Genomic DNA, 21684 nt, shown 5'->3' with positions numbered 1-21684 from the left:
GAACTCCTGCCCGTCAGGCGAAGAACTTCAGCAGCTCCGGCACCAGTACCTCGGCCGCGACCTCGTGGGTCTGGTCGGCCAGCGTCCGGTACTCGGCGCCCGGCACGGCCTCGGCCACCGCTCGGGCGGGGGCCCGCAGCAGCTCCGGGCTGGCGCCGCCGTCCAGGACCAGGGTGGGCACCGCGACGGTGGCCAGCAGCTCGACCGGCACGGCCGCACCGGTCCGGGCGCCGAGTGCCGCCGCGTCGTACGCCAGGGTCGGCGCGACCGCCTCGAAGACCGGCCACACCGGGGCGGAGCGCATCCCGTCCACCATCTCCCCGGGCATCCCCACGAAGGTCATGAAGGCCGCGACGGCATCCCCGCGCCGCCCCTCGGCGAGTGCTCCCTCCAGCTCGGTGACGTACCCGACGAAGCGCTCGGCCTGGCCCTCCTCGGTGCTGAACGGCGGCTCGTAGACGGCGAGTCGGGTCATCCCGACGCCCGCGGCGGCGGCCCGCAGCGCGAGCGCGGCGCCCGAGGAGATGGCGAAGACGGCCGCCGAGCCGCCGGCCGCCGCGACGACGGCGGCCAGGTCCTCGATCTCCCGCTCCACGGCGAACGGCGCGGTGTCCCCGCTGCCGCCGCGGCCGCGCCGGTCGTAGGCCCACACGGTGTGGTGCGCCGAGAGCTGCTCGGCGACCGCGACGCCCGGGTCGAAGGCGCGGTGGCCGATCGCCCCGTCGACCAGCACCACGGCCGGGCCGGAGCCGGTGACGGTGCAGGCGATGGTGGTTCCGTCGGCGGAGATCACGGTGCTCATGGGGTGCTCTTCCCTGTCGTCGTGCGGGTCGGTCATGGGGGTAGACCGGAGCGCACCGCAGAACTCATCGCTCCGGGAAAAATTCTTTCCCGGCCCCGACGAGCAAACATTTCACGGGTAAATTACCTGCTAATCTTCTTCCATGGCCACACCCGCCCAGTTCCGGCAGGCCCTCCGGGTCGGCCCGCCCGGGGACATCTGGCACAAGCCCGCGCTCAGCGCCGTGGTGACCCTCGGCCTCCTCAACCTCACCCTGCTCGCCCTCGGCCGACTCGACCTCGCGCTCTACACCTCGGCCGGCGGCCTCGGCGCGCTGTACGGCCACGGCCTGCCCTACCGCGCCCGGGCCCGCACCCTGGCCGGCGTGCTGCTGGGCACCGTGCTCAGCACCGCCGCCGCGCTCACCGCCTCCGCCCTGACCCGCGACGCCGTGGTGCTGGTCGCGGTGACGGCGGTGCTCGCCGCGCTGCACAAGCCGGGCTGCGACGCCGCCCGGATCGGGCCGCCCGGCAGTCTGATCATCACCTTCACCACCGCCAGCTGCGCCTTCGTCCCGCAGCACCCCGCAGACCTCCCACCGCACCTGGCGCTCACCGCGCTCGGCGCCGCACTGGCCTGGCTGGTCGGCATGACCCCCGCGCTGCTGCGCCCGTACGGGCCCGAGCGGATCGCCACCGCCCGTGCGCTGGAGGCCGCCGCCCGGCTGGTCCGCACCGCGCCCGGCACACCGGACGCGGCCGCCCGCACGGCCCTGGTCGGCGCGGTCGCCGCGGCCCGGCAGAGCCTCGCCCTCTCCTCCCCGACCCGGTGGCGCGCCCTCGGCGACGCGCCCGAGCGGCTGCTCGTCCACGCGGAGCGGGCGCTGGTCGCGCCCGCCGGGCGGGGCGACGGATCCGCTGTCGCCGCCGTCGCCGAGCGGTACCAGGCCTGGGCCCGTGACCTGCGCCGGGGCCGCCCCCTGCCGCTGCTCGACCTCACCGAGGCCGAGGCCGCCGAACTGCGCGCCCACCACTCCGGCCAACGCCCGCCACTGCACCGGGCGCTGCGTCGGGCGCTGCGTCGGGCTCTGGGGCCGGGCTCGGCGCTGCTGCCGATCGGTCTGCGGGTCGCGGTCGGCTGCGCCGCCGCCGGGTGGATCTCGCTGGCGCTCGGCGTCGGCCGCCCGTACTGGGCGGTGGTCACCGCGGCCTCGGTGTTCCAGGCCAACAGCACGCTCTCCTGGCAGCGCGCGCTGCAACGGGTGCTGGGCAACCTGATCGGCCTGGTGCTGTTCACCGCAGTGCTGCCCCTCGCCCACTCGGGGCAGCCGGCGATGATCGGGCTGGGGCTGCTGTGCCAGTTCGGCGCCGAGGCGACGATCGTCCGCAGCTACTGGCTGGCCACGGTCTTCGTCACCCCGATGGCCCTGCTGATGACCGAGTTCGCGGGCCTCCAGCCCGCCCGGACCCTGATCGCCGACCGCTGGCTGGACACCTGCGTGGGCGCGCTCACCGGCCTCGCCGCCTGCCTGCTCGTCACCAACCGCCGCACCGCCACCCGGCTGTCCCGCGCCCTGGCCGCAGCCGAGACCGCCACCCGGGAGGCCCGGGCGGCGGTCGCCACCGCCGCGGCCGTCGGCTCGGGATCCCTGACGGCCCGGACCGGACTGGCCACCGCCCTGCTGGAACTGCGCGAGGCCGCCGACGCCGCCACCGGCGAGTGGCGCCGCCCCGCTCTCCCGCACCGGCGCACCTCCGACGCCGAGCAGCACGCCCACCACCTGCTGGCGGCCCTCCTGGAGCGACGCGGCTCGCCGGACACGCCCTAGGATCGACGGACGGTCGGTCGCAGAACGGGAGCAGCGCACGTGGAGGACGTCGTCGCAGGTGTGCTGCGCCAGTGGGAGCGCGCCTACCCGGGCCTGGACACCGGCCCGATCGCCGTCCTCGGCCGGATCAACCGCTGCGCCGCGCTGCTCCAGCAGACGCCCGACGCGCTCACCCGGGCCGGCCTGACCCGCGCCGAGTTCGACATCCTCGGCGCCCTTCGCCGGGTCGAGGTCGAGCTGACGCCCACCCAGCTGGCCCGCGAGAGCTTCGCCTCCGGTGCCGCCGTCACCAAGCGCCTGCGACTGCTGGAGGAGCGCGGGCTGGTCAGCCGCCGCACCGACGACCGGGACCGCCGGGTCGCCCACCTCTCGCTCACCGACGCCGGGCGGGAGCTGGTCGACGGCCTGATCCAGGATCTCATCGCCTACGACCGGGCGTTGCTCTCCGGCCTGTCCCCCGAGGAGCAGGACCGCCTCGCCGAGGCCCTGGCCGGCCTGCTCAACACCCTTGAGGGCACCATCGGCCGCACACTGCGGTGAACGCCCCGGCCGGACCCGATGACCCGCCTCACCCGGGGCATCGTCCCCCTGGTCGCGGTCGGCTCCTCCGCCGCCTCGGTGCTGGCCAGGGTCCGCAACCGCGACGACAGGGACGATCCGCTCCCCGGCTGCCACGCGCCGGATCGCGGCCGCCAACTCCTCGGCCGGGACGTCCTTCCGAGGAAGCCGAGCACCCCGGCCGCCAGTGCCCGCACAGCTCGGCGGGCCGCACCGGTCCGGTGAGGACGAGCGCGCGGCAGCCCGGGAGCCGCTCGCGCAGCCCGTCCAGCTCGCGCAGCCCGTCCAGCTCGCGCAGCCCGTCCAGCTCGGGAAGTCCGTCCAGCTAAGTCCGTCCAGCCCGGGCAGGTTGGTGTCGATCACCGCGACGTCCGGCCCGGTCCGCAGCGCGGCGGGCAGCACCTCCCTGATCATCCGTTCTCCCCCGGTCTCCCCCGGCCGGACCGGCCCCCAGCGCACAACAGCCGCCCCGGCAGCCACTTCTTCCGTCCTTGATCGGCCCCAAGCGGTCCGCCGCTCGGCGTAGCCTTCGTGCATGGCAGAGAGCAAGGCCCGGAAGACCGCGACCGAGCCGGCCGCGGAGCAGGCCGTGAAGTCGGCCGCGAAGCCAGCCGCGGAGCCGGACGTGAAGCAGGCAGCGAAGCCTCCCGTGAAGCGGGCCGCGAAAGCTGTGAAGGTTGCGAAGGCGGCGAAGTCGGCTGTGAAGCCGAGGAAGCCGGAGTCGCACCTGGCGATGGTGCGGCGGGCCCGGCGGATCAACCGCGAGCTGGCGGAGCTGTACCCGTACGCCCACCCGGAGCTGGACTTCGAGAACCCGTTCCAGCTGCTGGTGGCCACTGTGCTGTCGGCGCAGACCACCGACCTGCGGGTGAACCAGACCACCCCGGCGCTGTTCGCGAAGTACCCGACGCCCGAGGACATGGCGGCCGCGAACCCGGAGGAGCTGGAGGAGGTCATCCGCCCGACCGGCTTCTTCCGGAACAAGGCGAAGGCGCTGATCGGCCTCTCCACCGCGCTGCGCGACGAGTTCGGCGGCGAGGTCCCCGGCCGGCTGGAAGCCCTGGTGACCCTGCCCGGCGTCGGCCGCAAGACCGCCAACGTCGTGCTCGGCAACGCCTTCGGCGTCCCCGGCATCACCGTGGACACCCACTTCGGGCGGCTGGCCCGGCGGTTCGGCTGGACCACCGAGGAGGATCCGGTGAAGGTCGAGCTGGCCGTCGCCGAGATCTTCCCGAAGTCGGAGTGGACGATGCTCTCGCACCGCGTGGTCTTCCACGGCCGCCGGATCTGCCACTCCCAGAAGCCCGCCTGCGGGGCCTGCCCGATCGCCCCGCTCTGCCCCGCCTACGGGGAGGGCGAGCTGGACCCGGAGAAGGCCCGCAAGCTGCTCAAGTACGAGATGGGCGGTCAGCCCGGCCAGCGGCTGAAGCCGCCGGCGGACTTCCCCGGCGAGGCCGCCGCCCGCGCCGACGCGGCCGCCCACCAGGGGCGGGTCGCGGACCTGGGGGTGGACGCGTGATCAGGGGAGCCATCGAGCGGAGCGGCCTGCCGGCCTGGCTGGAGCCGGTCCGGGACGCGGCCGAGCGGGTGCTGCCGGAACAGCTGAGCCGCTTCCTGCCGCCGCGCGAGGGCGGCCGGGCGGCGGCCGTGCTGATGCTGTTCGGCGAGGGCCCGGACGGACCGGACCTGCTGCTGATCGAGCGGGCCCGTTCGCTGCGCTCGCACGCCGGCCAGCCGTCCTTCCCGGGCGGCGCGCTGGACCCGGAGGACGGCGACCCGGACGGTCCCGGCCCGATCGCGGCGGCGCTGCGCGAGGCCTGGGAGGAGACCGGCCTGGACCCGGCCGGGGTGCAGGTCTTCGCCGCGCTGCCCCGGCTGTACATCCCGGTCAGCAGCTTCGTGGTGACCCCGGTGCTGGGCTGGTGGCGCGAGGAGTCGCCGGTGCGCCCGGTGGACCAGGGCGAGACCGGTGCGGTGTTCCGGGTGACGATCGCCGAGCTCGCCGACCCCGCGAACCGGGTCCGGCTGCGGCACCCGTCCGGGCACATCGGGCCGGCCTTCGCGGTCGCCGGGCGGCTGGTCTGGGGGTTCACCGCCGGGGTGATCGACCGGGTGCTGCACCACAGCGGGCTGGAGCTGCCCTGGGACCCGTCCCGGATCGTCGACCTCTCGGACGACGCGCTCGCGCTCGTCCAGGGTGACCTGGAACACTCCCGGGCCCTGCCGGGCGGCGACGCCGCTGGCTCGTGACGGACCGTCGGCGCGGCACGGTCGCGAAGCGTGGGAGGGTGTCCGGGTGAACGTCCTGGATGTGCTGCTGATCCTCGCCGCTGTCGGATTCGCCGTTTCGGGCTACCGGCAGGGCTTCGTGGTGGGCGTCCTCTCCCTCGTCGGCTTCCTCGGCGGCGGCCTGCTGGCCGTCCAGCTGCTGCCGCTGCTGCTCGACCACCTCAGCCCCGGCACCACCGCCTCGGTGGTGGCCGTCGTGGTGGTGATCGTCTGCGCCGCGATCGGCCAGGCGGTCACCGCCCATTTCGGCTGGAAGCTGCGGGGCCACATCGACCGCCGTCCGGCCCGGCTGCTGGACGCCTCCGGCGGCGCGGTGGTCAACGTGATCTCGATGCTGCTGGTGGCCTGGCTGATCGGCTCCGCGCTGGCCGGGACGTCGCTGCCGACGGTCTCCAAGCAGGTCCGGTCCTCGGCGATCCTCGGCGGCGTCCAGGACGCGCTGCCCGGCGACGCGCCGAACTGGTTCTCCGACTTCTCCAAGGTGCTCGCGCGCAACGGCTTCCCGCAGGTCTTCAACCCCTTCGAGCACGAGCCGATCACCCAGGTCGACACCCCCGACCCGGCGCTGGCCAACAGCCCGGCGGTGGCCAAGGCCCGGCAGAGCCTGGTCAAGGTGGTCGGCACCGCGACCTCCTGCGGCAAGACCCTGGAGGGCAGCGGCTTCGTCTTCGCCCCGCACCGGGTGATGACCAACGCCCACGTGGTGGGCGGCGTCGACGAGCCGACCGTGCAGATCGGCGGCGTCGGCCAGCTCTACGACGCCACGGTGGTCCGCTACGACTGGCAGCGCGACATCGCCGTCCTGGACGTGCCCAAGCTGAACGCGCCCCCGCTGACCTTCGCGGGCGAGGCGCGGACCAACGACAGCGCGATCGTCGCGGGCTTCCCCGAGAACGGCGCCTTCAACGTCCAGCCCGCCCGCATCCGCGGCCGGATCCAGGCCAACGGTCCGGACATCTACCACCGCGGCCAGGTGGTGCGCGACGTCTACTCGGTGCGCTCGCTGGTCCGCCAGGGCAACAGCGGCGGCCCGCTGCTCACTCCGGACGGCCAGGTGTACGGCGTGGTGTTCGCGAAGTCCCTGGACAGCGCCGACACCGGGTACGTGCTGACCTCGGCCGAGGTGCGCGAGGACGCGGTGGCGGGCGGCGGCGCGACCACCAGGGTGGAAACCCAGGGCTGCGCGCTCTGACCGCCCCCGTCGTCCCAGGGGCGGCCGGCGTCCAGGCGGGCGCGCGGCTGGTTCCGTGGGTGGCCGGTTCCGTGGGTGGCCGGTCGGCGTGGAAATCCTGCCGGTGCGGGATCCGTCGAACCGTCAGTCCGCCCTGGTAGCCTCGGCCGCGCTCACCCGTTCGGCTCAACCGGGTTGCCGTCCCGGAGTGAGTCAACGGGAGGTCGTGGCAGTCCGATGATGGGTCATTCACACGCGGTGAGCGGGGCGATGCTGTACGCGGCCTCGGCCCCGTTCCTGCCTCCGCTGCTGCTGCACACCACGCTGCAGCCGGCGGACATACTGATGGGCACGGTGCTGTGCGCGGGCGCGGCGCTGCTGCCGGACCTCGACCACCACGACGGCTCGATCGCCAACTTCCTCGGCCCGGTCTCCAAGGCGCTCTGCCGCTTCGTGGCCTGGGCCTCCGGCGGCCACCGGCACGCCACCCACTCGCTGCTGTTCGTCGCGCTGATGGGTGGCGGCACCTGGGCGGGCGTCACCTTCCTGGGCCGCTACTTCACCCTTTCGGTGACGTTCTTCCTCCTGGCGCTGGCGATCCGGGCACTGCGGCTCTGCCCGCCGAGCAACGGACCGGAGGCGTGGATCACCGTCATAGGCCTGGCCGCGCTCGGCACCTTCGGGATGAACACCTGGATGCCCAACTCTCCCGGCTGGCTGCCGTACGCGGTCGGACTGGGCACGCTGGCGCACCTGCTGGGCGACTGCCTGACCAAGAAGGGCGCGCCGCTGTTGTGGCCGCACAAGGAGCGCTACGAGATCGTGCTGATCAAGCGCAGCGGCAACAACGTCGAGACCAAGGTGCTGGTGCCGATCATGTCGGTGGCGACCTTCGTCCTGCTCTGGTTCACCGCGCTGTCGCCGCAGATCGTGAACTGAACGGCTGAACGGCTGACCGGCTGACCGGTCGTCGTCCGGCCAGTGGGAGCGGCGGCGCGAGGCCTCAGGTCTCGCGCCGCAGTCGCGCGCCCACCCACCGGGCGCGCCGGCCGAGGATGCGCCGGATGCCCATCTGCCGTTGCACCCCGCGCTGACGGCGGTCGAGGCCGTCGAAGCCGAGGTCCTCCACCCGGTCCGGGCGGTGTGCGGAGCGCTGGGGACTGTTGTGGCGTCGGCCGCGCGGGGCGTCGTCGCGATCGGGCATCCAGGTCATACCGGAATGGATGCCCCTGGGCCGGTGGGAGTAACCGCCCGGACTTTCCGAACTTGGCCTATGCGCTTGTCATATGAGCACAAGATCAAGGGAGTTGGAACGTTCGGCCCTTCTCCCAGCGGCCCCCTGCCGGGCCTTCCGGCCGTCACTCCTTGTGGCGGCCGATCCAGTCCAGCAGCTCGGCGGTGAACTCCTCCGGTGCCTCCTCGTGCGGGAAGTGCCCCACCCCCGGCATCAGCCGCCAGCGGTACGGCGCCGCCACGTACTCCCCGCCGCCCAGCGCGGTGTGCGACAGCAGCACCGGGTCCGAGGCGCCCTGGACGTGCAGGGTGGGCGCGGTGATCGGCTTCTTCATCCGCCGGGCGAACTGGATGCCGTCCGGACGCGCCATCGAGCGCAGCAGCCAGCGGTACGGCTCGATCGAGCAGTGCGCGGTGCTGGGAATCTGGATGGCCTGCCGGTACGCGTGCACGGCCGCCTCGTCCAGCTTGTTCGGACCGGTCCACTCGTCGAGGTAGCGGCCGACCAGCGCGGCGTCGTCGGCGACCAGGCGGCGTTCCGGTATCCACGGCCGCTGGAAGCCCAGCACGTGGTCGAAGGCGGCCATCTGCTTGCGGTTCGTCAGCAGCGCCCGGCGCAGGTCCCGGGGGTGCGCCGCGGAGACCACGGTGAGGCTCTGGATCACCGACGGGCGCATCACCGCCGCCACCCAGGCCAGGGTGCCGCCGGAGGCGTGCCCGACCAGGTGCGCCCGGCGCTCGCCGAGCGAGCGGATCACGCCGGTGATGTCCAGGGCGAGGTTGCCCGGGTCGTATCCGCGGGGGGTGCGGTCGCTGCCGCCGATGCCCCGCAGGTCGAGCGCCACCGCGCGGTAGCCGGCGGCGGCCAGCGCGGTCAGCTGGTGGCGCCAGGCCCACCAGTACTCGGGCCAGCCGTGCACCAGCAGCACCAGCGGGCCGGAACCCAGCTCGGTGATGTGGAAACGGGCGCCGTTGGCCGCGAGGTCGCGGTGCGTCCACGGGCCCGGCTGCCGGATGCTCCAGGCCTCGGCAGCGCCGCCGCCGGGGCCGGAACCGGTGCCGGCCCCGGAGCCGGAGTCGGGGCCGGAGGTGGCGGACGGCTGCGCGGGCACGGGCGTCTGGTCGAGCGGCATACCGAGAGCGTGTCACATCCGAGAGCTCGACACGTGCCAGGCACTCGCTGTCAGTGGATTGGAGCACCCCTCCGCGGGTTACGGGATGCGGCCCAGACCCCGGTCGATCTCCTCCTGGGTGGCCGGCCGCGGCCGGACGTTCTTCAGCACCTCGGTGGTCTTCTGGACGCCCTCGATGGTGCGTTCCGGCCTGCTCATCTTCTTGAAGATGCGCACGGCCACGAAGCCGACCAACGCCGCGACGATCACGTGGAGGAAGAACGAGATCGCGAACGACCAGCCCAGCGGCACACCCAGCCAGTGGAAGAAGAAGGCGACCGCGATGCTCGCCATCGGAATGCCGGCCAGGCCGATCACCCCGGCCACGACGAAGAAGATGCTTCCGGCGGCGCCGCGCTTGACGTCCGACTTGATCTCGGCCTTGGCGAGCGCGATCTCGTCGTGGACCAGCGAGGACAGGTCGGCGGTGGCCGCCGCGAACAGCTGCCCCACCGAACGCTCGCCCTCGTAGGGCGCCCGGCCGTTGCTGGACGGGTCTGCGGCTCCTGCGGGCATCAGCGGTTCTCCTCTGCGGCTGTTGCGGCGTGACGCCGTCGCGGTGTGCGGTTTCCGGGGCCGGTGGGGGGTCCGGAGGCGTCAGTGGTGTGTCGACAGCTCAGAATCATGCCCCTACCGGTCAGTCGGACACCACTCCGGGGCCCCGGCGGAGGGACGTGTCCTGGCTTCGGAAGGCGCGCGGGACCCCTTCGGGGGCTTCAGGCGTCGGTGCCGTACCCCTCGCCGGGCAGGCGCCGGGCCGGGTCGGTGGTGGGCGCCGAGTCGGTTGCCGGTGCCGGGTCGGTGGTCGGTGCCGGGTCAGTGGTCGGCGTTGCATCGGTGGTCGGCGTTGCATCGGTGGTCGGTGTCGCGCCGGTGGTCGGTGCCGCGCCGGCCGTCGGCCTCGCGTCGGTGACCGGAATCGCGTCGGCGGCCCGGGCCTGCCAGGCTGGGTCGTCCTGCTGGTAGACGTCCGGTACGCCGTCCACGTCCCGGTCCTCCTCCTCGCACAGCGCGCGGTAGCGCCGGTTGCGCAGCTTGAGCAGCACGGTGGCGACCGTCGCGCAGAGCAGCGAGCCGACCAGGACGGCCGTCTTCGAGCGGTCGGCGAGCGCCAGGTCGTGCGGGAACGCCAGTTCGCTGATCAGCAGCGAGACGGTGAAGCCGATCCCGGCGAGCACCGAGACGGCGAACAGGTCGGCCCACTTGAGCTGCGGGTTCAGCTCGGCCCGGGTGAACCGGGCGGCCAGCCAGGTCCCGCCGAATATGCCCACCGTCTTGCCGACCAGCAGCCCGGCCACGATGCCGAGCGGGGTGGCCTGGGTGAACACCTCGCGCAGCGCCGGGACGGAGATCGTCACCCCGGCCGCGAACAGCGCGAACACCGGGACGGCCAGCCCGGCCGAGAGCGGGCGGATCAGGTGCTCGATGTGCTCGCCGGGGGAGTGCTCCTCGTCGCCCTCCCGGTGGCAGCGCAGCATCAGACCCATCGCGACGCCCGCCACCGTGGCGTGGATGCCGCTCTCGTGCATCAGCGCCCAGACCACGACGGCCAGCGGTACGAACAGGTACCAGCCCTTCACCCCGCGCCGGTGCAGGAACCAGAACAGCACCAGGCCCGCGAAGGCCAGGCCGAGCGCCCAGAACTTGATCCCCGAGCTGTAGAAGATCGCGATGATCAGGATCGCGATCAGGTCGTCCACCACGGCCAGGGTGAGCAGGAAGGCGCGCAGCGCCGAGGGCAGGTGGGTGCCGACCACGGCCAGCACGCCGAGCGCGAAGGCGATGTCGGTGGCGGTCGGGATGGCCCAGCCGCCGGGATGGCCGCCGCTGCCGGAGTTCATCAGGGCGAACAGGATCGCGGGCGCGGTGACGCCGCAGACGGCGGCGATCACCGGTAGCAGAGCGGCGCTCGGAGTGCGCAGCTCGCCCGCGACGAACTCGCGCTTGAGCTCGATGCCGGCCACGAAGAAGAAGATCGTCAGCAGGCCGTCCTGGGCCCAGGTGGCCAGGGTGAGGTGGAGGTGGAGCGGGGCCGAAGGGCCGATCCGGTAGTCGAGCACGCTCTCGTACGCGTGCGGCCAGACGTTGGCCCAGATCAGGGCGACCACGGCGGCGGCCAGCAGCAGCATGCCGCCGACCGTTTCGGTGCGCAGCGCGTCGGTGATGAAGGTGCGCTCGGGCAGTGACAGCCGGCCGAGGAACTGCCGGCGGCGGGTCGTCGGCTCGTGGACGGGCGGCTGGTCGGTCACGCGGACCTCCTGGGGCGGGGAGCGGCAACGGATGCACGGGTGGTGCAGTTGCCGACCAGACTTCCCGGCGCGCCCTGTGACGCCCGCGACTCCTGCTCCAGGATCTTGATGCGTCCTTAGCAGTCTAACGAGACTTTCGGGTGACATCGGGATTGTCCTGTTAAAGGACTTAAGCCCTACAGGCCGGTTCTGCACTCCCGAGGAACAGCGGACCGGCGTCCGAACGGCCCAGGCCGAGTGCATTCGGGCGAACGCCTTCCCCCCGCCGGTCGCAGCCCCGGCCCGGTCCGGGCCGGCGCGCGGTGATCCACGGCGACGAGCGGACGGTCGCCCGCCGGGGCACGCCGACCGCCCCGGCCGGTATCCGGTCCGGGCCGACACTCGGTTCGAGCCCGGCTCCGTGATCAGGGCCTTCACGGGACTGCTGCGCGCCGAGACAGCCGCGTGCGGCCGGCCTCGGCACGACGAAACCCGATCGACCGCTCCCTCCCGCGGACGCCGCTCCCGGACACCCCCACGAGCGGCCGATCATCCCGCCCCACCTGGCCACGCCGCCTCGGTCTCGCCCCGGCTGCCGGTCGGCCTGCTGCCGATCGCGGCCCCGCCGGATCAACCGCCCGTACGCCACCTCCGGCCCGGCGCACCTGCTCAGGGCGCTACCGCAGATCCCCGTCCGGGGAACGCCGGGCACCCAGGCGCGCCACTTCCTTCTCGGCTGCGGACCAGCGCGGATCGGCGTGGATCGGCGCGGACCGTCGGCGAAGCGGCGCGGACCGTCGGCGAAGCGGCCGGGCGGCGCTACGACGACCCTGCCGGTGGCCGGGGTCTGCGGGCCGTGCGGCCTGGCGGACACCTCCTGCGGCCCCGGCCGGGAGCGCACCCGAGGGCGCGGGCGCAGCCGCCGAATGCCCTCGTTCCGGCTGCCCGCCCTGCCGGAGCGTCCCCACTGCGCTCCCCAGGGGGCGCCGGGGAGCATTCTTGCTCCGCCTGGGCCGGAACCGGCGGCTGACCTCGGGCGAGGCCGCGTACTGGTGCTCGCGCCGGGTCGGTCCGGGAAGGCGGTGCCTTCGTCGGCCCCAGCCCGAGGGGCCGGCTGGTGGTGCCGGCTGGGGTGCCGCGTCAGGGGCGCGGGCGTCGCGCGGGCGGGGCTTCGGTCCAGGCCGGGTACGAGACCCTGCGCACTCTGGCCGCCGCCGTTGTACGAGCCGTCGACGGACGCTACTGACCGCGCGGGGGTGCGGGGGTGCGGGGGTGTGGGGGGTGCACGGGGCGCGGTACGTGGGTTCGTGCCCTTCTCCGTGGGCACGACGACGGGGCCCCGGACGGTGGGAACACCACCCGAGGCCCCGCCGCAGCTTCAGCGCGTCGCGCCCGCTGCGCGCTCCGCCGTCAGCGCCGCACTCAGCCGTTGCCGCCGTTCGGCGGCAGCTGGGCCTGGATCTGGCTCATCACCGTGCTGTCGGCGAGGGTGGTGGTGTCACCGACCTCGCGGCCCTCGGCGATGTCGCGCAGCAGGCGGCGCATGATCTTTCCGGAGCGGGTCTTCGGCAGCTCGCCGACCACCTTGATCTGCTTCGGCTTGGCGATCGGGCCGAGCGTGCGGCCGACGTGCGCCCGCAGCTCCTCGACCAGCTCGGGGCTCTCGGTGACGCCGCCGCGGAGGATCACGAAGGCCACGATGGCCTGGCCGGTGGTGACGTCGGCGGCGCCGACCACCGCGGACTCGGCCACGGACGGGTGGCCGACCAGGGCCGACTCGACCTCGGTGGTGGAGATGTTGTGACCCGAGACCAGCATGACGTCGTCCACCCGGCCGAGCAGCCAGATGTCGCCGTCCTCGTCCTTCTTGGCACCGTCACCGGCGAAGTAGCGGCCCTGGAAGCGCGACCAGTAGGTGTCGATGTAGCGCTGGTCGTCGCCCCAGATGGTGCGGAGCATCGACGGCCACGGCTCGGTGAGCACCAGGTAGCCGCCGGAGCCGTTCGGGACCTCGTTGGCCTCGTCGTCCACCACGGTGGCCGCGATTCCCGGCAGGGCGCGCTGGGCCGAGCCCGGCTTGGTCTCGGTGACGCCCGGCAGCGGGCTGATCATGATGGCGCCGGTCTCGGTCTGCCACCAGGTGTCCACGATCGGGCACTTGCCGCCGCCGATGTGCTCGCGGTACCAGACCCAGGCCTCGGGGTTGATCGGCTCGCCGACGCTGCCCAGCACCCGCAGCGAGGACAGGTCGAACTTCGCGGGGATGTCGTCGCCCCACTTCATGAAGGTGCGGATCGCGGTCGGCGCGGTGTAGAGGATCGTCACGCCGTACTTCTGGACGATCTCCCAGAACCGGCCCTGGTGCGGGGTGTCCGGGGTGCCCTCGTAGATGACCTGGGTGGCGCCGTTGGAGAGCGGGCCGTAGACGATGTACGAGTGGCCGGTGACCCAGCCGATGTCGGCGGTGCACCAGTAGATGTCGCTCTCCGGCTTGAGGTCGAAGACCGCGTGGTGGGTGTAGCTGGCCTGGGTCAGGTAGCCGCCGGAGGTGTGCAGGATTCCCTTGGGCTTACCGGTGGTGCCCGAGGTGTAGAGGATGAACAGCGGGTGCTCGGCCTCGTGCGCCTCGGGGGTGTGCTCGGTGGACTGGCGCGCGGTGATCTCGTGCCACCAGACGTCGCGGCCTTCGGTCCAGGGGATCTCCTGCTCGGTGCGGCGGATCACCAGGACGTGCTCGACGCCGTCGACCTTGGTGAGCGCCTCGTCGATGGCCGGCTTGAGGGCGGAGGGCTTGCCGCGCCGGTAGCCGCCGTCGGCGGTGATGACGAGCTTGGCCTGGGCGTCCTGGATGCGGGAGGCGACGGCGTCGGCGGAGAAGCCGCCGAAGACCACCGAGTGGGTGGCACCGATCCGGGCACAGGCGAGCATCGCGACGACCGCCTCGGCGATCATCGGCAGATAGACCGCCACCCGGTCGCCCTTGTGGACGCCGAGCTCCAGCAGCGCGTTGGCGGCCTGCGAGACCTCGTCCTTGAGCTGGGCGTAGGTGATCGAGCGGCTGTCGCCCGGCTCGCCCTCGAAGTGGATGGCGACCCGGTCGCCGAGGCCGTTCTCGACGTGGCGGTCGACGCAGTTGTAGGCCACGTTGAGCTTGCCGTCGGCGAACCACTTGGCGAAGGGCGGGTTGGACCAGTCGAGCGTCTCGGTCGGCTCGACGGCCCAGCTGAGGCGGCGGGCCTGCTCGGTCCAGAAGCCCAGCCGGTCCTCGGAGGCCTGGGCGTACGCGGCAGCGGTGACGTTGGCGGCCGCGGCGAGCTCTGTCGGCGGGGCGAAACGCCGCTCCTCCTTGAGCAGGTTGGCCAGGCTCTCGTTGCTCAACGCGCACTCCTCATCGAGTCATGATCTCGGGCGATCCCGTGCGTGGGGATTGTCCCGTGTGTCCCAGCGCACAAGCTCACCAGGCGAACGGGTCAGTTGACAAGAGGCTCCTTGGAATTGGTGTAGACCTATGACCGAAGATCGAACGACCGGCCGCGCGGTCCGCCGCGCTGGGCGGTGGGTCGCACGGCGGCCGGTGGGCCCGTGCCCCGGCCCGCCCGGCGGGGACACGGGCCCGGCTCTCAGGCGGCCAGCTGGGGGCCCTCCTCGCTTCCGTCGGCCGGAACCCGCCCGTCCTTTCTCACCCGTTCGGCCGACTCCCCGTCGGGTCGCCCGTCCGGCCGGGCGCCGGCGCAGGCTCCGGTGCGGGCCTCGACGCGGGCCTCGACCGGACTGAACGTCCCGGCGGCGCGGTCGAGGACGTAGGCCTGGGCGGTGGCGAAGTCGAAGTACATCCCGACCAACCGCAGGCTGCCCTCCTCGACCCGGCGCTCCACCGCCGGATTCGCCATCAACTGGTCCAACTGCTGCACCACGTTGGTGATGCAGAGCTGCTCCACGAGATCCACCACCGGCCGGTCGGCGAACTCGGCCGGGACCCGTCGCAGCCGGTCCAGCGAGCCGCGGCCGTTGCGCAGCCAGCGGGTCAGCGGGGTGGGCGATCCGCCGCGCTCGTGCACGCCCTCCAGCAGGGCCTTCATCGCGCCGCAGCCGGAGTGGCCGCAGACGGTGATCGAGCGCACTTCCAGGACCTCGACCGCGTACTGCACCGCGGCGGCCACCGAGTCGTCGGCCGCGCCGGGCTCGAACGGGGCCGGCACCAGGTTGCCCACGTTCCGGACGGTGAACAGGTCGCCCGGCCCGCTGTTGGTGATCATGCTGGTCACCATCCGGGAGTCGGAGCAGGTCAGGAAGAGCTGGGAGGGCGTCTGCCCCTCCCGGGCCAGCCGGGCGAGTTCGGGCCTGATCAGCGGAGCGGTGTGCTGCTGGAACACCCGGACGCCGTCCAGCAGCCGGCCGTGCGGGTCCTCCTGCTGCTCGATGCAGTGGTGGCCGACCCAGGGCGTCCAGGCCCGGCAGCGGTGCGGGCCCGGCGAACTGCCGGTACGGACCGTGCCGTCGGGGTCGAGCACCTCGTCGTCCTGGCGCCGCGTCACCAGCGAGACCCGGCCGCCCGCGGCCTGGTGGTTCGTCCGCCAGTCGTGCAGCGTCTCGTACGCGGCATGGTCCAGGAAGGAGCCGTCGTGCACCACGGTGACCTCGGCGGACACGGGGATCCCGGCCAGCGCCCGGCTCAGCCGGGGAACGGCGGTGAAGGTGAGCGGCCCGTGGGTCTGGACGGTGACCGAGCCGTCGGGGCCGGTCTCGACGTCCACGTGGGCGCGGGTCAGCCGGTAGAGCGCGAGCAGGACGGCGGTGGCGGCGCCGAGGCCGACGCCCCACAGCACACCGGAGGCGACCACGGCGAGCATGGTGATCAGGTAGACCGGGAACTCGCGGTGCCGGTGCACGTTGCGGATGTGCGCGAAGCTCACCATCTGCAGCCCGACCACCAGCACCAGCGCGGCCAGGGCGGCCAGCGGGATCCGGCGCAGCCCGCCAGCCAGCGCCAGCGCGGCCGCGAGCACCCAGACGCCGTGCAGCACCGAGGCCCACCTGGTCTGCCCTCCGGCCCGCACGTTGGCGGTGCTGCGCACGGCGCCACCGGCGATCGGCAGTCCGCCGACCAGCCCGCTGACCAGGTTGGCGAGGCCCTGCCCGCGCAGCTCGCGGTCGAGGTCACCGGTGCGCTGGGACATCCGGTCCACCGCCACGGCGGACAGCAGCGACTCCACGCTCGCGACGGCCGTGACGGTGAGGACGGCGGCGAGCACCCCGGCGAGCGAACCGTGCGGCAGTGCGGGCACGAGCGACTGCGTTTGCCAGGCGGGCAGTTCGATGTGGGCGAGCCGTAGGTCAAGTGCGAGGGCGAGCGCGGTGGCGACGGCCACGGCAGCCAGCGGGCCGGGCACCTTGGTCAGCCGGGCGCCGAACTCACCCGCGCGGCCGGGGAGTCGGTCGAGCCGGGGCCAGCCCAGCAGCACGACAACGGTCACCGTGCCGGCCAGCATCGCCGGCGGGTGCGGACCGGCCAACTGCCCCGGCAGGGCCAGGAGGTTGGCGATCGCCGAGCTCTGCGGGGAGCCGCCGAGGACGACGTGCAGCTGCGCGATGGCGATGGTGAGCCCGACCCCGGCCAGCATGCCGTGCACGATCGCGGGCGAGACGGCGAGTGCCGTCCGCGCCACCCGGCGTGCTCCGAGCAGCAGTTGGAGCAGCCCCGCGGCGACGGTGACGGCGCAGGTGGCCCGCCAGCCGTACTGGGTGATCAGCCCGGCGGTGATCACGGTCAGCGCGGCGGAGGGGCCGCTGACCATCAGCGGGGTGCCGCCGGACAGTCCGACCACGATGCCGCCCACGGCCGCGGCTGCCAGTCCGGCGGTGAGCGGGGCGCCGGTGGCGAGCGCGATGCCGAGGGAGAACGGCATGGCGATCAGGAAGACCACCAGGGAGGCGGAGAGGTCGTGGGCCCAGCGGGTCCGGGGGCTGGGGTCCGGTGGCGCGTGGTCGTTGGTGTCGGAGGCGATGGGGGCACTGGAGATGTCGAGGGTCATGGTCTTCCCGTCTGTCCGGGGGAACGAACGCAGTCAGGTCCGGTGGTGGGCCCGGGGTCGGGCTCCGGGGCGGATCGGCTGTCGTGGGTCGCGACGGTGTGGCGGGATGGCGTGGGCGCGGCGGGGGAGTGCGGGTGTCACCGGCCGGCGTCGACCATCTGACCCGCCGAGGGCCTGAGCGAGGTGCGGGATGTCTCGCCGAGGGCCGTGGGGGCGGGCCGTCAAGACTCGGTAAACCGAGGGTAATGAAAGCTTTGCACAGCGTCGTTCCCGTAGGGAAGCGGAAAATCCCTGGTTCACCCCATTGGGTGGTGCTCGAACCGACGGGAATTCGCTGGTGAGCGGGCTCCCGACGCCGAAACGGCGGACGGGCCGCAGGCTTCCCTGGGTGGAGGGGAGCCCACGGCCCGTCCGGACGGCGGCCCGCTTCTTGGCGCGCGGGATCAGGCGGTGGCTCCCGCTGGCGCGGCCGACGCGCCGTCGGTCGCGAACTCGCCCGGGAACCCCCCGAGCACGAAGCCCTCGTCCACCTGGGTCGCGAGGTCGATGCCGACCTTGGCGTTGGCCCAGCTCTCCGCGTTGCGCCGGTGGAAGAGCACGGCCTGCTCGGTGTAGCGGCGCGCGTCGCGCAGCCCGTACGCCGCCTCGGCCTCGGTCCGCAGTTCCTCCAGCACGGCCCGGTTGGCCGGCTCCAGGGACTTCAGCGGAGGCTCGGCGCCCTGCTCCAGCCGGCGCACCCAGTCCGACTGCCCGAAGGTGGTGAACAGGTCCTCGCCGACCTCGCGGCGCAGGAACGCCAGGTCGTCCGGGCCCTGCACCTTGTTGCCGATCACCCGCAGCTGGACGCCGAAGTCCCGCGCGTAGTCCTTGTACTGACGGTAGACCGAGACGCCCTTGCGGGTCGGTTCGGCCACCAGGAAGGTGAGGTCGAAGCGGGTGAAGAGGCCGGAGGCGAAGGAGTCCGAACCGGCCGTCATGTCGGTGACGAGATACTCGTCCGGGCCGTCCAGCAGGTGGTTGAGCAGCAGCTCCACCGCGCCGACCTTGGAGTGGTAGCAGGCCACCCCGAGGTCCTCCTCGGTGAACGCGCCGGTGGCCAGCAGCCGGACCGAGCCCTCGTCCAGCGCGATCGGGCGGGCGCAGGCGGCGTAGACCGGGTTCTCCTCGACGATCCGCAGCAGGCGCGAACCACGGCCGGGCGGCGTGGTTTTGATCATCTCGTCGGCCGAGCGGATCAGCGGATTGCTGCCGCGCAGGTACTCCTTGATCTGCGGCAGGTGGCCGCCGAGCGGGGGCAGTTCGGCCGCCTGGGCGTCGGTCAGGCCGAGGGCCGGCCCCAGGTGTTGGTTGATGTCGGCATCGACGGCGATGACCGGCCGGCCGATGGCGGCCAGGTGGCGGATGAACAGTGCGGACAGCGTGGTCTTCCCGCTGCCGCCCTTGCCGACGAAGGCGATCTTCATCTGGGGCTCCGGCTCTCGCTCTGGGCCCTGGGGGCGGGCCGCGTGCTCAGGGGTGCGTGCGGGGGCACCCTAATTGGAAATCGTTATCGTCTCCGATAGTGGCCATGCTAGCGGGGGTTTGCGCGCCGCCGGGGGAGGGAAGCGAGGATTGCCTCGAACGGGTGATGCGGGGTTGCTGTTCCGGGAGGGGCGGGCCGTTCATTACTCTCGGGTAGGTGAGCACTGGAACAGATTCCCTCGCCCCGCTGGCCCAGCTCCCCGGGGTGCCCGACGCCGTGGCCGAGGTGCGCAAGGCCGTCGACCGGCTCTACGGCCACCGGGTGATGCGCCGCCGCGCGGCCGAGGTCACCTCCGAGTCCGCGCTGCGCGGCGCCCGCGCGTCGGCGGCCGTGGCCGGGGCCGACTGGCCGCTGGAGGAGGTCCGTCGCCGCACCGACTTCAGCCTGGACGCCGAGGCCCGCACGGTCGGCGCGGCCCTGCGGATCGCCGCCGAGGCGGGGCAGCTGCTCAGCGTCTGGCGGCACTCGCCGCTGCAGGTGCTGGCCCGGCTGCACCTGCTTGCGGTCGGCGACGCGGACCCGTCCGCCGGTCGGCCGCGCCGGGCGGGGGAGCACGCCGAGGAGCTGTTCCCGCTGGAGCTCAAGCCGGTGGAGAGCGTCGAGGTCGAGGCCGGGACGGGGCCGCTGCCGGTGCTGCCGCCCGCCCCGGGCGCGGAGGAGGTCGCGGCCCGGCTGGACCAGCTCTCCCGGCTGCTGGTGGCCCGCGCGGAGGGCCACGGCGTGGGCACGCCGGCCCTGGTGGTCGCCGCGGTGGTGCACGGCGAGCTGCTGGCTCTGCGACCGTTCGGCACCCACAACGGACTGATCGCGCGGGCCGCCCAGCGGATCGTGCTGATCGCCGAGGGCCTCGACCCGAAGGCGATCTGCCCCGCCGAGGTCGGCCTGGCAGAGCTGGGCACCGACGCCTATCGCCGCGCCCTGGCCGGCTACCTGGCGGGCACGCCCGAGGGGATGGCGGCCTGGATCGGGCACTGCGGAAGGGCGCTGCGGCTCGGCGTGCGCGAGAGCACGGCGGTCTGCGAGGCGATGCAGCGCGGCATGGCCTGAGCGGGCCGGCCGTCCTCGCCGGAGGGCGCTGCGGGCGTGGTGGGCGCTGACGGTCGGCGGCTGCGGCGGGCATCGCCGGCCTCCGCGAACACGAAGATGCGGCGGCACCTGATCCTGCTGGGTGCCGCCGCTGGTGCAGATACCGGGTGACCAAGCATGCACCGGAAGTGCCGATCAGACGGGGATCCTGCCCGTTCGTCTGGTCCGGCGGCCCGACAGCGGGTCGGCTGCATGTGGGTGCCCGGATATCTGTACGTGCGGTCCGTGGGGCCTGAACTGCGTTGTCGGTTTGACCTCTTCGGTCCTGACCGGGTCTCGCGGGCCGTGCTTCATTTGTATCGCGTTTCGGCCGAAAGGGGAACCCGAAACGAGAAGTCTGTGTCGATTGCCCGTTTTGGCAGCTTTCGTGCTAGATCACGGCTTCCGTCGGCAGCCCCGGACGGTGGGCCGGCGCCGACGCGCCAGGTACCAGATGACCCCGGCGGTCACCGCGGCCGTCCCGATCGCCACCGCGGTCAGCACCGAGCCGCTCGGCGCGGAGAACTCGGGCAGCCGCCGTCGCAGTTGCACCGGCCGGTCGAAGACCAGCACCGGCCACTCCCGGGCCTGCGCCTCCTTGCGCAGCGCGCGGTCGGGGTTGACCGCCGAGGGGTGGCCGACCGCCTCCAGCAGCGGCAGGTCGGTCGAGGAGTCGCTGTAGGCGTAGGACTCGGCCAGGTCGTACCCCTCTGCCCCGGCCAACTCCCGGATGGCGGCAGCCTTGTTCTCGGCGTACGCGTAGTACTCGATCTCGCCGGTGTAGCACCCGTCCTCGACCTTGAGCCGGGTCGCGATCACGTGGTCCGCGCCGAGCAGTGCGCCGATCGGCTCGACCACCTCGGAGCCGGAACTGCTGACGATCACCACGTCCCGGCCGGCCGCGTGGTGCTGTTCGATCAGTGAGGCGGCCTCGTCGTAGATGAGCGGGTCGATCAGGTTGTGCAGGGTCTCGGCGACGATCTCGCGGACCTGCTGGACGTTCCAGCCCCGGGTGAGCGCGGAGAGGTACTCGCGCATCTTCTCCATCTGGTCGTGGTCCGCGCCGCCGACCAGGAAGACGAACTGGGCGTACGCACTGCGCAGTACGGCCCGACGGTTGATCAGGCCGCCCTGGTAGAAGGAGCGGCTGAAGGCCAGTGCGCTCGACTTGGCGATGATGGTCTTGTCGAGGTCGAAGAAGGCGGCCGTGCGCGGCCCGTTCGGCCGGGGACGGGCGGGCGAGGTCGGTTCGTCGGGCCCGGTGGGGCCGCCCTGGGACTCGTCGGCGTGGTCGTCGGCGTTCTCGGTGGTGTCCACGGGAACCGAGGATAGAGGGAGCCGGAAAACACCCCGCCATTCGGCGTACTCGTGGGCGTGCGGGTTTGTGTTTCTGGCCGCTCGGGTACACCATGGAAGTCACGGATCGTTCGCGACCGTGCTAACCCGGTCCGGCTCCTCCCCCCCCGAGTCGGGCTGTGGATAGACGACCCCCGCTCTCCCCCCCGGCGGGGGTCGTCGCACGTCCGGGGCCATTTTCAGGGCTTGAAGCCCATCCCGGCAGCTTCCGCGAAGCCTCGTCGTCGGGGTCCAGGGCTTGTCGACAGCTCCGTCCGTTCACCACCTTTCGTCACTCTGCGTCGCCGTCTGCTCATGCGGGCCCCTCGGGCGTGGTGCGGGTTCCGGTCCGTTCCGCAGGCCGCTCCGGCGGAGTGCGGAGGGCGCGGCCGCGTGGGTGTCGGGGAGGCGGCCGGGCAAGTGTCGACGGAGGGCCGGTTCATCTCCGTGGCCCCCTTTCGTCAATTCTT

The 21684-nt window shown here is 73.1% G+C and carries 17 protein-coding genes; 8 read left to right on the top strand and 9 right to left on the bottom strand.

Features of this window, described 5'->3' with window-relative positions; all coding sequences use genetic code 11:
• Positions 1-13 precede the first annotated feature (13 nt).
• Entirely contained in the window at positions 14-802 is a 789-nt protein-coding gene (locus ACIRVF_RS15290; RefSeq protein ID WP_402816972.1) for an alpha/beta fold hydrolase, read from the bottom strand.
• Between the two features lie 142 nt (positions 803-944).
• On the opposite strand from ACIRVF_RS15290, the gene ACIRVF_RS15285 reads away from it, so the two are divergent.
• The 7 genes from ACIRVF_RS15285 to ACIRVF_RS15255 all read left to right on the top strand — a co-directional run bounded on the left by ACIRVF_RS15285 (position 945) and on the right by ACIRVF_RS15255 (position 7566).
• Complete coding sequence (locus tag ACIRVF_RS15285) at positions 945-2609, top strand: FUSC family protein (RefSeq protein WP_402816970.1); 1665 nt, start codon at positions 945-947, stop codon at positions 2607-2609.
• A gap of 39 nt (positions 2610-2648) precedes the next feature.
• Positions 2649-3149, top strand: a complete 501-nt coding sequence (locus tag ACIRVF_RS15280) for a MarR family winged helix-turn-helix transcriptional regulator (RefSeq protein WP_402816968.1) — start codon at positions 2649-2651, stop codon at positions 3147-3149.
• 18 nt (positions 3150-3167) lie between these two features.
• A complete protein-coding gene (locus ACIRVF_RS15275) occupies positions 3168-3392 on the top strand; it encodes a hypothetical protein (protein ID WP_402816966.1) in 225 nt (74 codons plus the stop codon).
• Between the two features lie 310 nt (positions 3393-3702).
• Positions 3703-4686 carry an endonuclease III gene (nth, locus tag ACIRVF_RS15270; RefSeq protein WP_402816964.1) on the top strand — a complete coding sequence of 328 codons (984 nt, stop codon included), beginning with the start codon at positions 3703-3705 and terminating at the stop codon, positions 4684-4686.
• On the top strand, positions 4686-5417 hold the full coding sequence (locus tag ACIRVF_RS15265) for an NUDIX hydrolase (protein ID WP_402817513.1): 732 nt from the start codon (positions 4686-4688) through the stop codon (positions 5415-5417). The genes nth and ACIRVF_RS15265 overlap by 1 nt, the downstream gene beginning before the upstream one ends.
• Positions 5418-5463: 46 nt before the next feature.
• Positions 5464-6648, top strand: a complete 1185-nt coding sequence (locus ACIRVF_RS15260; protein ID WP_402816962.1) for a MarP family serine protease — start codon at positions 5464-5466, stop codon at positions 6646-6648.
• 216 nt (positions 6649-6864) lie between these two features.
• Complete coding sequence (locus ACIRVF_RS15255; protein WP_402816960.1) at positions 6865-7566, top strand: metal-dependent hydrolase; 702 nt, start codon at positions 6865-6867, stop codon at positions 7564-7566.
• A gap of 64 nt (positions 7567-7630) precedes the next feature.
• Here the strand turns inward: ACIRVF_RS15255 and ACIRVF_RS15250 are convergent, their stop codons facing one another.
• The 7 genes from ACIRVF_RS15250 to ACIRVF_RS15220 all read right to left on the bottom strand — a co-directional run bounded on the left by ACIRVF_RS15250 (position 7631) and on the right by ACIRVF_RS15220 (position 18755).
• Complete coding sequence (locus tag ACIRVF_RS15250) at positions 7631-7840, bottom strand: hypothetical protein (RefSeq protein WP_402816958.1); 210 nt, start codon at positions 7838-7840, stop codon at positions 7631-7633.
• Positions 7841-7985: 145 nt separating this feature from the next.
• Positions 7986-8993 (bottom strand): alpha/beta fold hydrolase, encoded by a 1008-nt coding sequence (locus ACIRVF_RS15245; RefSeq protein WP_402816956.1) that lies wholly within the window; start codon positions 8991-8993, stop codon positions 7986-7988.
• 78 nt (positions 8994-9071) lie between these two features.
• The gene (locus tag ACIRVF_RS15240; protein ID WP_402816954.1) at positions 9072-9548 is read right to left on the bottom strand and encodes a phage holin family protein; all 477 of its coding nucleotides are present in this window, start codon (positions 9546-9548) and stop codon (positions 9072-9074) included.
• 200 nt (positions 9549-9748) lie between these two features.
• Complete coding sequence (nhaA, locus tag ACIRVF_RS15235; RefSeq protein ID WP_402816952.1) at positions 9749-11281, bottom strand: Na+/H+ antiporter NhaA; 1533 nt, start codon at positions 11279-11281, stop codon at positions 9749-9751.
• A 1401-nt stretch (positions 11282-12682) separates the two neighbouring features.
• On the bottom strand, positions 12683-14638 hold the full coding sequence (acs, locus tag ACIRVF_RS15230; RefSeq protein ID WP_402816950.1) for an acetate--CoA ligase: 1956 nt from the start codon (positions 14636-14638) through the stop codon (positions 12683-12685).
• 242 nt (positions 14639-14880) lie between these two features.
• Positions 14881-17292, bottom strand: a complete 2412-nt coding sequence (locus ACIRVF_RS15225; RefSeq protein ID WP_402816948.1) for a SulP family inorganic anion transporter — start codon at positions 17290-17292, stop codon at positions 14881-14883.
• A gap of 443 nt (positions 17293-17735) precedes the next feature.
• Positions 17736-18755 carry an ATP-binding protein gene (locus ACIRVF_RS15220; RefSeq protein ID WP_402816946.1) on the bottom strand — a complete coding sequence of 340 codons (1020 nt, stop codon included), beginning with the start codon at positions 18753-18755 and terminating at the stop codon, positions 17736-17738.
• A gap of 215 nt (positions 18756-18970) precedes the next feature.
• On the opposite strand from ACIRVF_RS15220, the gene ACIRVF_RS15215 reads away from it, so the two are divergent.
• The gene (locus ACIRVF_RS15215; RefSeq protein ID WP_402816944.1) at positions 18971-19861 is read left to right on the top strand and encodes an oxidoreductase; all 891 of its coding nucleotides are present in this window, start codon (positions 18971-18973) and stop codon (positions 19859-19861) included.
• 414 nt (positions 19862-20275) lie between these two features.
• Here the strand turns inward: ACIRVF_RS15215 and ACIRVF_RS15210 are convergent, their stop codons facing one another.
• On the bottom strand, positions 20276-21196 hold the full coding sequence (locus ACIRVF_RS15210; RefSeq protein ID WP_402816942.1) for an HAD family hydrolase: 921 nt from the start codon (positions 21194-21196) through the stop codon (positions 20276-20278).
• Positions 21197-21684: the final 488 nt, after the last annotated feature.

Source organism: Kitasatospora sp. NPDC101157, from assembly GCF_044768255.1.
Classification (GTDB): Bacteria; Actinomycetota; Actinomycetes; order Streptomycetales; family Streptomycetaceae; genus Kitasatospora.
Note: the sequence above shows the minus strand (reverse complement) of the source record. Positions and strands in the feature narration are given on the sequence as shown.

Excerpts from the sequence above, each read along its gene's own strand:
- ACIRVF_RS15290 (WP_402816972.1), bottom strand. The coding sequence starts at position 802 with ATGAGCACCGTGATCTCCGCCGACGGAACCACCATCGCCTGCACCGTC.
- ACIRVF_RS15255 (WP_402816960.1), top strand. The coding sequence starts at position 6,865 with ATGATGGGTCATTCACACGCGGTGAGCGGGGCGATGCTGTACGCGGCC.
- ACIRVF_RS15220 (WP_402816946.1), bottom strand. The coding sequence starts at position 18,755 with ATGAAGATCGCCTTCGTCGGCAAGGGCGGCAGCGGGAAGACCACGCTG.
- ACIRVF_RS15250 (WP_402816958.1), bottom strand. The coding sequence starts at position 7,840 with ATGACCTGGATGCCCGATCGCGACGACGCCCCGCGCGGCCGACGCCAC.
- ACIRVF_RS15225 (WP_402816948.1), bottom strand. The coding sequence starts at position 17,292 with ATGACCCTCGACATCTCCAGTGCCCCCATCGCCTCCGACACCAACGAC.
- ACIRVF_RS15275 (WP_402816966.1), top strand. The coding sequence starts at position 3,168 with ATGACCCGCCTCACCCGGGGCATCGTCCCCCTGGTCGCGGTCGGCTCC.
- nth (WP_402816964.1), top strand. The coding sequence starts at position 3,703 with ATGGCAGAGAGCAAGGCCCGGAAGACCGCGACCGAGCCGGCCGCGGAG.
- ACIRVF_RS15285 (WP_402816970.1), top strand. The coding sequence starts at position 945 with ATGGCCACACCCGCCCAGTTCCGGCAGGCCCTCCGGGTCGGCCCGCCC.
- ACIRVF_RS15240 (WP_402816954.1), bottom strand. The coding sequence starts at position 9,548 with ATGCCCGCAGGAGCCGCAGACCCGTCCAGCAACGGCCGGGCGCCCTAC.
- ACIRVF_RS15245 (WP_402816956.1), bottom strand. The coding sequence starts at position 8,993 with ATGCCGCTCGACCAGACGCCCGTGCCCGCGCAGCCGTCCGCCACCTCC.